The 14,232-nt window shown below is 67.6% G+C and carries 15 protein-coding genes and 1 pseudogene; 7 read left to right on the top strand and 9 right to left on the bottom strand.

What is annotated here, in order from left to right; all coding sequences use genetic code 11:
• From CVO76_RS05775 to CVO76_RS05765, 3 genes are all read left to right on the top strand, one after another.
• Positions 1 to 1,082 (top strand): cytochrome c oxidase subunit I (locus CVO76_RS05775; protein ID WP_208741172.1); only part of this gene is annotated, 1,082 nt, incomplete at its 5' end.
• Complete coding sequence (locus tag CVO76_RS05770; protein ID WP_133080540.1) at positions 1,079 to 1,480, top strand: cytochrome c oxidase subunit 4; 402 nt, start codon at positions 1,079 to 1,081, stop codon at positions 1,478 to 1,480. The genes CVO76_RS05775 and CVO76_RS05770, both read left to right, overlap by 4 nt.
• A gap of 118 nt (positions 1,481 to 1,598) precedes the next feature.
• Positions 1,599 to 2,390, top strand: a complete 792-nt coding sequence (locus tag CVO76_RS05765) for a GntR family transcriptional regulator (RefSeq protein WP_133080539.1) — start codon at positions 1,599 to 1,601, stop codon at positions 2,388 to 2,390.
• Between the two features lie 85 nt (positions 2,391 to 2,475).
• Here the strand turns inward: CVO76_RS05765 and CVO76_RS05760 are convergent, their stop codons facing one another.
• From CVO76_RS05760 to ctaE, 5 genes are all read right to left on the bottom strand, one after another.
• Complete coding sequence (locus CVO76_RS05760) at positions 2,476 to 4,440, bottom strand: PKD domain-containing protein (RefSeq protein WP_208741170.1); 1,965 nt, start codon at positions 4,438 to 4,440, stop codon at positions 2,476 to 2,478.
• Between the two features lie 299 nt (positions 4,441 to 4,739).
• Positions 4,740 to 6,425, bottom strand: a complete 1,686-nt coding sequence (gene qcrB / locus CVO76_RS05755; RefSeq protein ID WP_133080538.1) for a cytochrome bc1 complex cytochrome b subunit — start codon at positions 6,423 to 6,425, stop codon at positions 4,740 to 4,742.
• A gap of 1 nt (position 6,426) precedes the next feature.
• Positions 6,427 to 7,449, bottom strand: coding sequence for a cytochrome bc1 complex Rieske iron-sulfur subunit (qcrA, locus tag CVO76_RS05750; protein ID WP_208741168.1), 1,023 nt, complete (start codon positions 7,447 to 7,449; stop codon positions 6,427 to 6,429).
• A 76-nt stretch (positions 7,450 to 7,525) separates the two neighbouring features.
• Positions 7,526 to 8,317, bottom strand: a complete 792-nt coding sequence (gene qcrC, locus CVO76_RS05745) for a cytochrome bc1 complex diheme cytochrome c subunit (protein WP_133080536.1) — start codon at positions 8,315 to 8,317, stop codon at positions 7,526 to 7,528.
• An 86-nt stretch (positions 8,318 to 8,403) separates the two neighbouring features.
• Positions 8,404 to 9,042 carry an aa3-type cytochrome oxidase subunit III gene (gene ctaE / locus CVO76_RS05740; protein ID WP_133080535.1) on the bottom strand — a complete coding sequence of 213 codons (639 nt, stop codon included), beginning with the start codon at positions 9,040 to 9,042 and terminating at the stop codon, positions 8,404 to 8,406.
• A 148-nt stretch (positions 9,043 to 9,190) separates the two neighbouring features.
• On the opposite strand from ctaE, the gene trpD reads away from it, so the two are divergent.
• Complete coding sequence (gene trpD, locus CVO76_RS05735) at positions 9,191 to 10,252, top strand: anthranilate phosphoribosyltransferase (RefSeq protein WP_208741166.1); 1,062 nt, start codon at positions 9,191 to 9,193, stop codon at positions 10,250 to 10,252.
• Positions 10,253 to 10,311: 59 nt separating this feature from the next.
• On the opposite strand, the gene CVO76_RS05730 is transcribed toward trpD, so the two are convergent.
• On the bottom strand, positions 10,312 to 10,593 hold the full coding sequence (locus CVO76_RS05730) for an Lrp/AsnC family transcriptional regulator (protein WP_055771154.1): 282 nt from the start codon (positions 10,591 to 10,593) through the stop codon (positions 10,312 to 10,314).
• Between the two features lie 34 nt (positions 10,594 to 10,627).
• Positions 10,628 to 11,059, bottom strand: coding sequence for a DUF3054 domain-containing protein (locus CVO76_RS05725; RefSeq protein ID WP_208741164.1), 432 nt, complete (start codon positions 11,057 to 11,059; stop codon positions 10,628 to 10,630).
• A gap of 92 nt (positions 11,060 to 11,151) precedes the next feature.
• On the opposite strand from CVO76_RS05725, the gene CVO76_RS05720 reads away from it, so the two are divergent.
• The 3 genes from CVO76_RS05720 (at position 11,152) to CVO76_RS05710 (ending at position 13,322) form a co-directional block, all read left to right on the top strand.
• A complete protein-coding gene (locus CVO76_RS05720) occupies positions 11,152 to 11,616 on the top strand; it encodes a VOC family protein (RefSeq protein WP_208741163.1) in 465 nt (154 codons plus the stop codon).
• A gap of 389 nt (positions 11,617 to 12,005) precedes the next feature.
• Complete coding sequence (locus tag CVO76_RS05715; protein ID WP_208741161.1) at positions 12,006 to 12,530, top strand: hypothetical protein; 525 nt, start codon at positions 12,006 to 12,008, stop codon at positions 12,528 to 12,530.
• Between the two features lie 219 nt (positions 12,531 to 12,749).
• Positions 12,750 to 13,322, top strand: a complete 573-nt coding sequence (locus tag CVO76_RS05710) for a cysteine hydrolase family protein (RefSeq protein ID WP_208741159.1) — start codon at positions 12,750 to 12,752, stop codon at positions 13,320 to 13,322.
• A gap of 4 nt (positions 13,323 to 13,326) precedes the next feature.
• Here CVO76_RS05710 and CVO76_RS05705 read toward each other — a convergent pair whose 3' ends face one another.
• Both CVO76_RS05705 and CVO76_RS05700 read right to left on the bottom strand, forming a co-directional pair.
• Positions 13,327 to 13,899, bottom strand: a complete 573-nt coding sequence (locus CVO76_RS05705) for an MOSC domain-containing protein (RefSeq protein WP_133080529.1) — start codon at positions 13,897 to 13,899, stop codon at positions 13,327 to 13,329.
• Positions 13,900 to 13,959: 60 nt separating this feature from the next.
• Positions 13,960 to 14,232: pseudogene (locus CVO76_RS05700) on the bottom strand (acyl-CoA dehydrogenase family protein); the annotation flags it as partial.

Raw genomic sequence — 14,232 nt, 5'->3', positions numbered from 1 at the left:
GTTCTTCGGCCATCCCGATGGCCTTCCCGCCGCTGGCCGCCGCCCTGTTCGCCCTCGGCGCCGACCGCCGCTTCGGCGCCCACATCTTCGACCCGGAGGCCGGCGGTGCCATCCTGTGGCAGCACCTCTTCTGGTTCTTCGGCCACCCCGAGGTCTACATCATCGCTCTGCCGTTCTTCGGCATCGTCTCGGAGATCTTCCCGGTGTTCAGCCGCAAGCCGATCTTCGGCTACAAGGGCCTGGTGTACGCGACGATCGCCATCGCCGCGCTCTCCGTGACGGTCTGGGCACACCACATGTACGTCACCGGCGCGGTCCTGCTGCCGTTCTTCGCCTTCATGACGATGCTCATCGCCGTTCCGACGGGCGTGAAGTTCTTCAACTGGATCGGTACGCTCTGGCGCGGGTCGCTGACCTTCGAGACGCCGATGCTCTGGAGCCTCGGCTTCCTCGTGACCTTCCTCTTCGGTGGTCTGACCGGCATCATCCTGGCCTCGCCGCCGCTGGACTTCCACGTCTCGGACACGTACTTCGTGGTCGCCCACTTCCACTACGTGGTCTTCGGCACCGTGGTGTTCGCGATGTTCGCCGGGTTCTACTTCTGGTGGCCCAAGTTCACCGGCAAGATGCTCAACGAGCGCCTGGGCAAGATCCACTTCTGGATGCTGTTCCTCGGCTTCCACGCCACGTTCCTCATCCAGCACTGGCTCGGCGTCGAGGGCATGCCCCGCCGCTACGCGGACTACCTGCCGGAGGACGGCTACACCGCGATGAACCAGTTCTCCACGATCGGTTCGTTCGTCCTCGGGGCGTCGCTCATCCCGTTCTTCTGGAACGTGTACATCACCTGGCGGACCGGTAAGAAGGTCGAGGTCGACGATCCGTGGGGCTTCGGTGCCTCGCTGGAGTGGGCGACCTCGTGCCCGCCGCCGCGCCACAACTTCACCTCGCTGCCGCGCATCCGCTCGGAGCGCCCTGCGCTCGACCTGCACCACCCCGAGCTGCAGCAGACCCACACCCCCGATGACAGCGCCGTGGGCCAGGCCCTGGGCTCCGCCGACCGGAAGGACGCCAAAGCATGAGGATCGAGAAGAACCTGTTCCTTTTCGGTGTCCCGATCTTCGTGCCGGTCGCGATCATCTACGGGTGGTTGACGGAATGGTCCGAGTGGGTCGGCCTGCTCGGGATCCTCCTGGTCGGCGGCCTCGCCGGCATGATCGGTTTCTACCTCGCCTTCACCGGCAAGCGCGTCGGTGCACGCCCGGAGGACCGGCTCGACGCCGAGATCCACGAGGGTTCCGGCGAGCAGGGCCACTTCAGCCCGTGGAGCTGGTGGCCGCTGGTCCTCGGCATCTCGGCCGCAACCGGTTTCCTCGGTATCGCGATCGGATTCTGGATCCTGTACATCGGCCTCGGCCTGGCCGTGATCGCCCTGGTCGGCTGGGTCTTCGAGTACAGCCGCGGAGACCACGCGCACTAGGAGAAGTCCACCGGAAGGACCGCGAGGGAGCCCGCCACGTGCGGGCTCCCTTCCGTTTAAGTACAGTCGGTAGTGCCGCCGGACAGGCGGACCCGGGAACGAGGAGGGGGACGGATCCATGGCGGTGCTGCCGCGCCCCTTCGACGCCGAGCTCCTCGATGAGGGGTCCGCCGTGCCGAAGCATGTCCAGCTCCGGGAGAGCCTGAGGCGATACGTGGTCGAGTCCGGGGACCCGGGAGCGGGCATCCCGTCGGAGCGCAGGCTGAGCGAGTACTACGGTGTGGCCCGCATGACGGTGCGACAGGCCATCGACGCCCTTGTCGCGGAGGAGATCCTCGAGCGCATCGTGGGACTCGGTACCTTCGTGGCGCGCAGCAAGATGGACCTCCACATGAAGATGACCTCGTACACCGAGGAGATGATACGGCGCGGCATGGTGCCCGACGCACGGGTGCTGAGCTTTGAACAGCAGGGTGCCACGCCGCTGGTGGCACGGGAACTGCAGATCGAGATCGGCCAGCCCGTGGTCCGTTTCCGTCGACAGCTCCTCGCCGACGGAGAGCCGATGAGCGTCGACGAGAACTTCATCCCGGCACACCGGGTGAAGGGGATCCTGGATGACCCGCCACCGACGTCCCTGTACAACGTGCTCAGCGAGAAGTACGGCCTCGTGATGGAGTGGGGTGAGGACACCATCGAGGCCACGGCGGCGTCGCCGTCCATCGCACGGCTGCTCAACGTCGAGATGAACGCGCCCCTGCTGAAGATCCAGCGCCACGCCTACGTGGCGCGCGCGATGATCGACTACTCGGTGTCCTATTACCGCGCGGACCGCTACAAACTGTGGGTTCCCCTGCAGCGGCCAGGCGTGCGGACGCCGCGCGCCTACACCTCGAAGAGACTGGGGTAGCGATGCGACCGATGAGGCCGTAGGACATCGATCCTGTGCCCGGTCCCTTGCACCGGTTCGGCGCGACCAGGTCCGTGCAGATCGGCTACGGTGTGGGAGTCACAGCGTTCAGGTCATCGAGAGCCAAGGTCACCGGCGCATTCGTCGCGGTGCTGGAGAGGTACATATTGACGCCGATCCCGCCGGCGGCCTGGAGCCCGGCCGTCGTGTCCGTCACTGATCGTTGCCACGCCGCCGGTTCAGCACTGCCGGACTTCCAGACCTTCGCTCGGAGTGTCGTGGGGTTGGTTCCGGAGGCCTGCACCCGCACCGCGAGGATATCGCCGGCGGCCAGGGTCAGCCCCGGTACGTCGATCGCGGGTTGGAGGACGACCTCGCTGCCACCCGTGGCATTGGCACGCGCCAGCGAGAGACCTACCGCGCCTGTCGAGCGGAGCACGATCTTCGCCTGGTAGGAACCCACCCCGAGGACTCGCCGTGCGATCGGCGATACGTAGATCCCATTGCCGGTGGCCCTCTTGTCGGCCGAGACCGTCATCCTCAGATCGGTCGCGGTCGACGACACGCCTGCGAGGTAGGCGTTGTTCGTGACACCGGGCGTAGAGAACACGACCCGCCCCGTGTCCGAGACGGAGTACCGCGACGACGTGCCGGTCGTGGTCCACGAACCGCCGACCTCCGCCGTGCCGAAGCCGTTGGTGACTGTACGGGAGAAAGTATCGGTGGCCAGGCCGACGGGCTGGCCGGGAGTCGCCACCGTCAGGGACCGCGTCGTCGCAGTAGTTTGGCCGGCATTGTCGGTGACGGTGAGCCCGATCGTGTACGTGCCGGCCGTCGCATAGGAGTGGGACGCGACAGCACCGATCGCCGTTGCGCCGTCTCCGAAGGTCCAGGCGTATCCGGCGATCGAACCATCAGGATCGCTGGAAGCCGAGCCGTCCACGAAGCAGGTCAGGTCCGTGCAGGAGGACGTGAAGAAGGCCGTCGGGGGTTCGTTTGTCGACGTACCCGCGGTGATCGTGAACGAGTCCGTGAAGGCGGCTGTACCCGCCGGGCGGAAGTCGGCAGCCAGGGACGTTGCCGTCGCCGATACCTCGAGGTTGCCGAAAGCCGGTTGGGCGTTCAGGCCGGAGGAGGCGGCGAAGTACTGTCCCTCCGTGTCGCCCTGGTCGACGTCGCGAAGGGGAGTTCCCCCCGTTCCTACGATGGCGAACACCGTGCCGGCACCCTTGACCAGGCTGTTGTCAGCGTCCCTGACGCAGCCGGCGGTATAGGTGCCCGGCGTGACAGAGGAACAGGATGGTCCGTGTGCGAGCTGCTTGGACCGTGCGTAGAGGTGCTCGTGCCCGCTCAACACCAGGTCGACCTTCTTGCTCACCAGGAGATTCATCAGGGCCGAGCCGGGCTCGCAGCTGTACTGGCCCACGGACAAGCACGGCTTGTGCATCCCCACCACAACCCAGGGAACCCCTGCAGCGCGTGCTCCGTCGATTGCGGCGGCAGTCCACTGATAGCGTGCTGAACCGGCACTGTAGGACCAGAGCCCGTCCGGGTAGGTGAGAGCCGGCGAGATCATCACATAACGCACGACCGGGTTCACCTCGGGCACGTCGACGTAGTACTGGCGGCCATAGGTTCCGACAAGGCCGGGCAGCTGATTCGGCAGGCAGGCCGAGAAATCGTTGATGTTGCCGTTGAGGGCGTCCGATTCGTGATTGCCCGACAGCAGCTCGAAGGGGAATCCGGCCCCCACCCGCGACGTGACGAAGTCACACCACGCCTGCTCGGCGCCGGTAGCGCCGTAGGACAGGTCGCCGAGGGCGAGGTGCAGATCCGGGTCGATACTCCTGACCTGCGTGAGGACGGTCGCCGCCTGACTACTCGCGGAGATATCGCCGCTCGTGGTGAAGTGCACTGTGCCCGGAGTATCCAGGACGGCCTGAAGTGCCGCGGGCGCCGCCACTCGTCCCGTATCGCCGGAGCTGGCAAAGAAACCGGCGACGAGGAAAGCACAGGCCACACCGGCGACGAAAGACCTACGTGCGCCCATGATCGCGCTCCTTGCACCTTGAATTCTTCATCCGGAACCCACGACGGGTGGCGCTTTCATCTTGGAGGATGAGGAATCGTCAGGCGTCTCAGGGAGAACGATAGACCCCGTGGCACTCTCGTAACAAGGATGTGCGGGAACCGACGGACAGGCGAGCTCGTTCACGCCTTCGATACCCGGCTGATCCACCGGAGCGGGGACCAGAGCTTCCCGCCGAGGGCGCGTTCCGTCCTGGGAACGGGAAAGGGCCCGGACGTCTCCGTCCGGGCCCTTCCTCGTATCCTCGGGGCTGGTGGCCCCTAGTGGCTGGCGATGGACTCCCGGTCCTTCGCGCCCGCGATCTCGTCGTGGTGGTCGCCGTGGGAGGCCGAGAGCTCCTTCGGCGTCACAGGGGCGACGCGGTCCTCGAAGAAGAACCGGGACACCCGTCCGTGGACCTTGTCGAGCAGGCCGATCTTCCCGTCAGCGTCGGCCTTGGGAACCGTCACCTCCGGAGAGTCGAAGCTGACGAGCGTGTAGCGCTTGTAGTCGTCGACCGGCTCGTGGACCTCGATGAACTCGCCGTGCGGGAGGCGGACGATGCGTCCGGTCTCGCGACCGTGGAGGGCGATCTCGCGGTCCTTGCGCTGCAGCGCCAGGGCGATGCGGCGCGTCGCCATGAAGGCGAGGATCGGGCCGAAGATCACGAGGAAGCGCAGCCAGTACGTGACGTCGTTCAGCGACACCAGGAAGTGCGTGGCGATGAGGTCCGAGCTGGCAGCTGCCCACAGCACGCAGTAGAACACGATGCCGGCGACGCCGATAGCCGTACGGGTAGGAGCGTTCCGGGGACGGTTGAGCAGGTGGTGCTCACGCCGATCCTTCGTGACCCAGGCCTCGATCCACGGCCACGCGAACATCAGGGCGAAGACGATGGTGGCCGGTACGAGTGCCGGGATCAGGACGTTCAGCGAGAGCGCGTTGACGCCCCAGGGGAACGGGATCATGAACTCGAAGTCGAAGTTGCTGCCGATCGTGCCCGGCATCAGGCGGAGTGCGCCGTCCACCCAACCGATGTACCAGTCGGGCTGGGTGCCTGCAGAAACGGGGGAGGGGTCGTACGGGCCGTAGTTCCAGATCGGGTTGATGGTGAAGGCTGCGGCGATCGCTGCCAGCACACCGAACACGATGAAGAAGAATCCACCGGCCTTCGCCGCGTAGACGGGGCCGACGGGGTAGCCGACGACATTGGTGTTCGTGCGGCCCGGGCCGGCGAACTGCGTGTGCTTGTGGAGCACCACCATGAACAGGTGGATACCGATCAGCAGCAGGATCACGGCGGGGATCAGCAGGATGTGCAGGACGTACAGGCGACCGATGATCATGGTGCCCGGGAACTCACCACCGAAGAGGAAGAAGCTCAGGTACGTACCGACGACGGGGATGGCCTTCATGACGCCGTCGATGATGCGCAGGCCGTTGCCGGAGAGCAGGTCATCGGGGAGCGAGTAGCCGGTGAAGCCCGCGGCCAGGCTCAGGATGAGGAGGACGCAGCCGACGACCCAGTTGAACTCGCGGGGGCGGCGGAAGGCACCGGTGAAGAACACGCGGAGCATGTGCACGGCCACCGAAGCGGCGAACAGCAGGGCCGCCCAGTGGTGGATCTGCCGCATGAACAGGCCGCCGCGGATGTCGAACGAGATGTCCAGCGAGGACGCGTAGGCGACCGACATCTCGACACCCCGCAGGGGCAGGTAGCTGCCCTCGTAGTGGGTCTCCGCCATCGACGGATCGTAGAAGAAGGTGAGGAAGGTTCCGGAGATCAGCAGGATGACGAAGGTGTACAGCGCCACCTCACCGAACATGAACGTCCAGTGGTCGGGGAAGATCTTCCGCCCGAACTCCTTGACGATCCCGGAGCCGCCGACGCGCGAGTCGACGTAGTCGGTGACCTTGCCGACGCGTGTCTTCGGCACGTAGGTTTGCGTCGCAGTTGAGCTGCTCATGTCAGCCTCGCTCCCAGAAACTAGGTCCTACGGGTTCTTGGAAATCGCTTGACGCGACGAGGTAGCCCTCGTCGTCGACTTCGATGGGTAGCTGTGGCAGCGGACGCGCAGCCGGACCGAAGATCACCTTGCACTCTTGTTCGAGGTCGAAGGTGGACTGGTGGCATGGGCACAGCAGGTGGTGGGTCTGCTGTTCGTACAGCGCTACCGGGCAGCCGACGTGCGTGCAGATCTTGGAATACGCAACAATTCCGTCGTAGCCCCAGTTCTCCCGGCCGGGAGAGGGATTGAGTTCCTCGGGGTCGAGGCGCATCAGCAGGACGACTGCCTTGGCCTTCTCCTCGAGCTTGTTCTCGACCTCGTTGAGGCCTTCGGGGATGACATGGAACGCCGAGCCGACGGTGACGTCGGAGGCGCGGATGGGGGTGCCGCTTGGATCGCGCGTGAGGCGGACACCGGTGTCCCACATCGTCTGCTTCAGCGTGTTGCCCGGCAGGGGACCGAGGTCGCGGAAGATGGCGATGGCCGGCAGTGGAGCCAGGATGGCAGCTCCGAGGAGCGTGTTGCGGATCAGCGGACGGCGCTTGATGCCGGACTCGTCGAGGATGTCGTTGACGATCTTCTCGGCGTCCTGGCGATCGCGCTCGGGGCGGATCTCGTGGCGGCTCTCCGTGACCTCGTGGTCCGGCATGAGCGTCTTCGCCCAGTGGACGATGCCGACGCCGATGCCGAGCATCGCGAAGGCGGTGCCGAGACCCAGCATCAGGTTCTGCAGGCGCAGGCGCTCGACGGTCTCGTTGAGCGGGATGGCGAAGTAGCCGACGAAGAAGAGCAGAGTGCCGAGCACCGAGATGAAGAACAGCAGGGCGACCTGGCGTTCGGCACGCTTCTCGGCGCGTCGGTCCCGGTCCGCGAGGCGCGGCCGGTGCGGCGGGAGGCCCGGGTTCTCGAACTCGTCCAGCTCCCGGTCTGGCGTAGCGACGGTCACCGAGGTTCCCGGAGCACCGTGACTAGAGTCGGCCATGATCCCTCTCATCCTTCTTTAGGTACTGCATGCGCAGGTATGTTGTTGATTCGTTGTCGAGGCGGGGGGCGGATGGTCAGGACGACCTCGACGTGAGCCACACCGTGAAGGCGATGACGACGCCCAGACCGGCGACCCAGATGAACAGACCCTCGGAGACCGGACCCAGCGACCCGAGCTCTGCCCCGCCCGGTGAACCCTGTTCCTCGATGGTCTTGAGGAACGCGATGATGTCCTGCTTGTCCTCCGGAGCGATGTTCGCGTCGCTGAAGACGGGCATGTTCTGCGGGCCGGTGACCATGGCCTCGTAGATGTGCTGCTCACTGGTGCCGTCGATGGACGGGGCGAACTTCCCGCCGGTCAGGGCACCGCCGGCGGCTGCCGCGTTATGGCACATCGCGCAGTTCACGCGGAACAGCTCTCCACCCTTGGAGGCGTCACCGGCGGAAGCATCGAGGATCTCCTCGGAGGGGATGGCCGGACCGGCACCGAGCGAGGCGACGTACGCTGCCATCTGCCGGATCTGCTCATCGGTGAACTGGACGGGCTTGGCCTGCGCCTGCGGGCCGTCCATCTGCATGGGCATCCGGCCCGTGCCGACCTGGAAGTCGACGGAGGCGGCGCCGACCCCGACGAGCGACGGTGCGGCGTCCGAACCGGTCGCACCCATGCCGTGGCAGGATGCGCAGTTCGCCGAGAAGAGCTTGCTGCCCTCTTCGACGTCGTCCGCCGTGAACGTGGTGGTCTGTGCCTGCGCCTCGTTCGCGGTGCTGGCTGCGGCGTAGATCCCGCCGGTGACGAGGAGCGCCATCAGGAGCAGCGCGAATGCTGCTAGTGGGTGACGCCGCCTCTGGGAGAGTGCCTTCACGGAATGCTTCCTGCCTTTTGTGGTACCAGAGCTGCTGGAGGTCCTTCTTGAATTCTACCTCTAGTAGAAGAGATTACAGGAGGTAGTTACTGAAGGAAGTAGATGATGATGAACAGGCCGATCCAGACGACGTCGACGAAGTGCCAGTAGTAGGACGTCACGATGGCCGAAGTGGCTTCGAAGTGGCCGAAGCGCCTCGCGATGAAGGCCCGGCCGATGATGAACAGGAAGGCGATGAGTCCGCCGATCACGTGGATGCCGTGGAACCCGGTGGTGATGTAGAAGGCCGATCCGAAGGCGTTCGACGACAGCGCGACACCCTCGGAGACCAGCTCCGCGTACTCGTAGGCCTGCACGGAGACGAAGATCGCACCCATCAGGAAGGTCAGCAGGAACCACTCGACCATGCCCCAGCGGGCGAAGGCGAAGAGCCCTCCCGTCCGGCGCGGCTGCAGGCGCTCGGCGGCGAAGACGCCGAACTGGCAGCTGAAGGAGCTCGACACCAGGATGACGGTGTTGATCAGCGCGAACGGAACGTTCAGCTTCTCGGTCTCCATGGCCCACAGCTCGCTGGAGGTGGAACGGAGGGTGAAGTACATGGCAAAGAGGCCGGCGAAGAACATCAGCTCGCTGGACAACCACACCACGGTTCCTACGGAAACCATATTGGGGCGGTTGAGCGCGGGATGCGGGGCGGCGCTGGGGGCTTGGGTCGCAGATGTCACAGACTCATTATGTCCCCAAGATCGTGGCGATCACCAACGCGAAACGGCCGCCCGGAGCCTGCCGTGGCGGGGCGGGGAGCCCCAACGCCCGGAATTCCGCGGAAGTTCCCCGGGATGACTTTCTACAATTCGTAGATAATCTTGGACGGTGAGCCTGACAACGAGCCCTGCAGCGGACCGACCCACCTGGCCGTCGATCTTCTCGTCCCTGCTGGCGGGTACCGATCTGAGCACCGGGCAGAGCCGCTGGGCAATGGACACCATCATGGCGGGAGAGGCGAGCCATACGCAGATCGCCGGCTTCCTGATCGCGCTGCGCGCCAAGGGGGAGTCCGTCGGTGAGCTCCTCGGGCTGGTCGAGGCGATGCTCGGACGGGCCCACCGGATCGAGGTCGCGGGACTCACGCTGGACATCGTGGGGACCGGGGGCGACGGCCTGAACACCCTGAACATCTCGACGATGGCGTCGCTCGTCGCCGTAGGGGCCGGCGCGAAGGTTGTCAAGCACGGAAACCGGGGGGCGTCCTCCGCCTCGGGCGCGGCCGACGTCATCGAGGAACTCGGTGTCCGGCTCGACCTCGCGCCGGCCGATGTCGCGCGGACGGCCGAGCAGGCGGGGATCACCTTCTGCTTCGCGCAGGTCTTCCACCCGTCCATGAAGCACGTCGCGGTGCCGCGGCGTGAACTGGGTATCCCCACGGCGTTCAACTTCCTCGGCCCCCTCAGCAATCCTGCCGGCGTGACCGCGCAGGCCCTCGGGTGCGCCGACGCCCGCATGGCGCCCCTCATGGCGGGTGTCCTCGCCGAGCGGGGCATCCGCGCACTCGTGTTCCGCGGCGACGACGGCCGCGACAAGCTGACGACGAGCGGCTCCTCCACGGTCTGGGAGGTCCGGGGCGGGCGCGTCGATGCGCACGAGGTGCATCCCGGTGACTTCGGCCTGGACGTCGTCCCGGTCGACGCGCTGCGGGGTACCGATGCCAGGGGCAATGCCGCTGTGGTGCGTGCAGTGCTGGCCGGCGAGGCGGGACCGGTGCGCGACGCCGTCGTCCTCAACGCGGCGGCGGGCCTGGTCGCGCTCGACGAGAGCTCGGAGGGCGGTCTCGTCGACCGGATCCGTTCGGCGATGGACCGGGCTCGCGCCTCGATCGATTCCGGGGCCGCGGCCGGTGTACTCGAGCGGTGGGTCGAGGTCAGCCGCTCCGCCTGATCGCCCGGCCCCTACGCGGCCCTGATGCGGCGCTCACGCAGCGGACGCGCGGCCGAGCCTCAGCTGTCGAACCCCAGGGAGAACGCGGCGTCGAGGTCGTGCTGGGAGTAGGAGCGGAAGGCGATCTGCGTCGTCGTCGAGCGGATCCCCTCGATCTTCGAGAGGCGGTCGGCGATGACGTCCGCCAGGTCCTCATGCCGGCTCACGCGGGCGATCGCGATGAGGTCCCATTCGCCCGTCACCGAGTAGACCTCGCTGATCCCCTCGATCTCGGAGATGGCCTGGGCGCTCTCGGGGATGCGCGACGCATCGGTCTGGATGAGGACGAAAGCGGTGATCATGGCGTGCCTTTCAGGGAGGGGAGGGAACTCGGGCCTACGCTACCGGCCGTACACGGCGTCGTCGGCCCCGGCGGACGCGCGCGAGAACGCGCGGCAGCAGCAGGAACGCACCGAGGACCAGCAGGGTCACGATCTGGAAGCTGACGGCCACTCCGGCGCCCGACAGGGCGCGGAGGGCGAGCCCGCCGGCCACCGTGCCAAGCCACAGGACCAGCCCGGTGGGACGGATCGCAACGGGGAGGCGCCACGCGCGGATCGCGAGGAAGCAGACGGCGTAGGCGAGGAGGAACGGCCAGGCAGTCTCGAGGACGCCGGCGACGGTCACCCCGTGCTCGTGCGTCCTGCGGCCTGAAGCGGCGAAGGCGAGGATCAGGACCGCATCGAGCGCGATCCAGGCGATCGGAGCCGCCGCCGACCGGCCGGGGGACTGCTCGGCCCTGGCGGGCGGGCGGCTGGCTCGGGGCATGCGTCCAGCCTACTGGTTGTCGGTTCCGGTCCCGTGGACTACATTCAGGCGACATCCGCACGCGCAGCGCGGCACGAGCGAAGGACACTCCCATGGGATCCATCACCCCCTGCCTCTGGTTCGACGGCCAGGCCGAGGAAGCGACGGCTCTCTACACCTCGGTGGTGAGGAACTCGCGGATCGTGAGCCTGTCACGCGCCGGCCAGGAACCGGACACCCCGGCCCTGACGGTGTCCTTCGAGCTCGACGGCCAGCCGTTCGTCGCACTGAACGGCGGACCGCTCTACACCTTCACGGAAGCGGTCTCGTTCCAGATCGCCTGCGCCGACCAGTCGGAGGTGGACCACTACTGGACCGCGTTGACGGCCGGCGGGGAGGAGAGCCGCTGCGGCTGGCTCAAGGACCGGTTCGGGCTGTCGTGGCAGATCGTGCCCACCGTGCTGCCGAGCCTGATCGGCGGGAACGACGCCGAGGGTGCGCAGCGCGCGATGGCGGCGATGCTGGGCATGGGCAAGCTGGACATCGCAGCCCTCGAAGCGGCCTACCGCGGCCGATGACCGGTTGACCGGGACGGGCGGGCTCGGGCGAGCGGTTCCAGCAGCGCGGCGCTGGGTGCGGCCCGCTCGTCGATCTCCGAGGCGAGCGCGTGGAGGGCGCCGCTGATGACGTGCGCGCGGCCGCGGCACGGACGATCTGCACGATCTCCTCGTCGCTGAAGCCTTCGCTCCGCGGCACCTGTGGATCGATGGTGCGGAGAATCATGCCGCTGCCTGCCCTTCGGAGTGGTCCTCCGGGACGGGCCGTCGCACGGGCGCGGACGAGGGTCCTGCGTCACAGGTCGTGCACAGCATCGCGAAAGCAGGGTCACAACCGCGATGGCGAAGGTGGGTCAGGGGCCGTAGGGGCCCCACCGGAACCGCGACGAGCGGCAGATCGAGGAGACACGATGATTCAGCGGAGAAAGATGGCACTGGGCTTCGGCGCGGCCGCACTGGTGGCGGGGGCCGGCCTCGGCGTCACGGGAATGGCCAGCGCGGCGACGGCGGCGCCCGAGCCGTCGGCGAGCGCATCGGCCACCCCGGGCGAGGAGGGCCGCGGGGGCGGGTTCGGGCGCCACGGGGGGTTCGATGCGGCGGGCTTCGCCGAGAAGCTCGGGGTCGAGGAGTCGGCTGTCAGTGACGCCCTGCAGACCCTCCGGAACGACGCGGGGGCGGGGAAGGACGCAGGAGGCACGCCGGACCGGGACGCCCTGCAGTCCGCGCTCGCAGCATCGCTCGCCGAGGCACTGGGACTGGACGAGGCCACGGTGCAGGGTGCGCTGGACGAGCTCCGGGCCGAGCAGCAGGAGGAACGATCGGCGGCCCTGCAGGAACGGCTCGACGCGGCGGTCTCGGACGGGTCCCTCACCCAGGAGGAGGCGGACGGCGCGGCGAGAGCTGTGGAGCTCGGCATCCTCGGCGGCCACCGCTAGGTCCGGCCACGGCAGGCACCACCCGCACACGCCGGGTGGCGCCTGCCCCGCGCCTGACTGTTCCTGTCCTGTCCCGGCCTGCCGGGGGAGCCGATCCGACGCGGAAGGAAGCTGTCCTCGATGCTCCTGTCCCCGCCGGGTGCGTCGTCGTAGTCTTCTCCCAGCCCGAGGACGCGGCGGGTCCGCGCCACGGTCGGCCGATCATTCGAAGGAGCAGCCATGACCACTTTGCAGAACCGTCCCCACACCGCCCTCCTGGTCATCGACGTACAGATCGGCGTCGTCGCCGGTGCCCACCGGCGGGATGCGGTCCTGTCCAACATCAACACCCTGGTGGCGCGGGCGCGCAGCGAAGGCGTTCCGGTGGTCTGGGTACAGCACTCGGACGCCGAGCTGGAGGTCGGGAGCGATCCCTGGCAGCTCGTGCCGGAGCTGGAGCGGTCCTCCGGCGAACCCCTCGTCCGGAAGACCTACGGTGATTCGTTCGAGGACACCGATCTCGAGGACGTCCTCGCGGCATCCGGCGTGGGCCGGCTCGTGGTGTCGGGCGCCCAGACGGACGCGTGCATCCGCTCGACCATCCACGGTGCGTTCGCGCGGGGATACGACGTCACCCTCGTCGGTGACGCCCATACCACCGAGGATCTGAGCGAATGGGGAGCCCCGACACCGGACAAGGTCATCGGGCACACCAACATGTACTGGCAGTACCAGTCCGCGCCGGGGCGCTCGGCGACCGTCGACGACACCGCCGATGTCTCCTTCGCCCCTGCCGGCGCCGTGCCGGCCTGATCCCTCAGGGCAGCCGGGAGGGCCGCAGCACGGACGGCAGGGAAGCCCTGCCCGGATCCAGGCGGACCGGGCTGACCAGGACGGCCGGGCCGCGCTGGAGGACACCGCTGGACAGGGGTCGGCAGCGCAGGCCGCCGCGCCCACGCATGGCCTTGTGCGCTCCCGGCGCGAGGACGCGGTCCATCCACGCGCAGGGATGGGCGTGTCGTCCGCCGTGGAACCCGACGTGTCCGTCACCCGACTCCAGCACGAAGTCCTGGCCGATGAGCGGCACCAGTTCGGCACCCCGCAGGATGACATTGCGGCGGGGGAGCAGGGCATCGAAGGGCTCGGCTCCCACCTCGGCTGCGATGGCCTCGAGCGACTCGACGGCCATCAGGGTGACGGCCGCGTCCATGTGCGCGGCCTTGCCGAAGAAGCGGTCGCCGACGATGCCCTTGCCCTCCACCACGTCCACGCTGTCGGCGTCGAGGGTGGGGACATCGGCGGCACCGTCCCGCGCCCGTCCGAAGTAGGCATGCGCCCCGGACACGAGCAGGTGCAGGATCTCCACGTCGTAGCGGAACTCAGGGGTCATGCCTCCACGCTATCCGGTGCCGGCTCGTCCCCGTCCCGGCCTGTCCGCTCCTGCCCCGGATCAGGCGTCCGGAGGCAGCGGCTCGCGCTCGCCGTGCACGGCCCAGTAGCCGAGGAACCGTGCCTTGTAGATGGCGGGATTGTGCGAGGAGATGGTCCTCGCATTGCGCCAGTGCCGATCGAGCGCCCTGCCCGCCGACGTCGCCGATGCACCGCCGACCTCGAAGAGGTGGGTGGCCGCACGGAGGACCTGGTCGACGGAGACCACCTGTGCCTGGCTCACGGCGACCTCCGCCTCGTCCACGGAAGCCCGGGCGGCGTCCTCCCCCGGATC

It is taken from the genome of Arthrobacter agilis, from assembly GCF_002953615.1.
GTDB lineage: Bacteria > Actinomycetota > Actinomycetes > Actinomycetales > Micrococcaceae > Arthrobacter_D > Arthrobacter_D agilis_B.
Note: the sequence above shows the minus strand (reverse complement) of the source record. Positions and strands in the feature narration are given on the sequence as shown.

Coding starts and splice junctions, on each gene's coding strand:
- CVO76_RS05710 (WP_208741159.1), top strand. CDS start 12,750: ATGACCACTTTGCAGAACCGTCCCCACACCGCCCTCCTGGTCATCGAC.
- CVO76_RS05760 (WP_208741170.1), bottom strand. CDS start 4,440: ATGGGCGCACGTAGGTCTTTCGTCGCCGGTGTGGCCTGTGCTTTCCTC.
- qcrB (WP_133080538.1), bottom strand. CDS start 6,425: ATGAGCAGCTCAACTGCGACGCAAACCTACGTGCCGAAGACACGCGTC.
- CVO76_RS05730 (WP_055771154.1), bottom strand. CDS start 10,593: ATGATCACCGCTTTCGTCCTCATCCAGACCGATGCGTCGCGCATCCCC.
- CVO76_RS05770 (WP_133080540.1), top strand. CDS start 1,079: ATGAGGATCGAGAAGAACCTGTTCCTTTTCGGTGTCCCGATCTTCGTG.
- CVO76_RS05765 (WP_133080539.1), top strand. CDS start 1,599: ATGGCGGTGCTGCCGCGCCCCTTCGACGCCGAGCTCCTCGATGAGGGG.
- CVO76_RS05725 (WP_208741164.1), bottom strand. CDS start 11,059: ATGCCCCGAGCCAGCCGCCCGCCCGCCAGGGCCGAGCAGTCCCCCGGC.
- CVO76_RS05705 (WP_133080529.1), bottom strand. CDS start 13,899: ATGACCCCTGAGTTCCGCTACGACGTGGAGATCCTGCACCTGCTCGTG.
- CVO76_RS05720 (WP_208741163.1), top strand. CDS start 11,152: ATGGGATCCATCACCCCCTGCCTCTGGTTCGACGGCCAGGCCGAGGAA.
- CVO76_RS05715 (WP_208741161.1), top strand. CDS start 12,006: ATGATTCAGCGGAGAAAGATGGCACTGGGCTTCGGCGCGGCCGCACTG.
- qcrA (WP_208741168.1), bottom strand. CDS start 7,449: ATGGCCGACTCTAGTCACGGTGCTCCGGGAACCTCGGTGACCGTCGCT.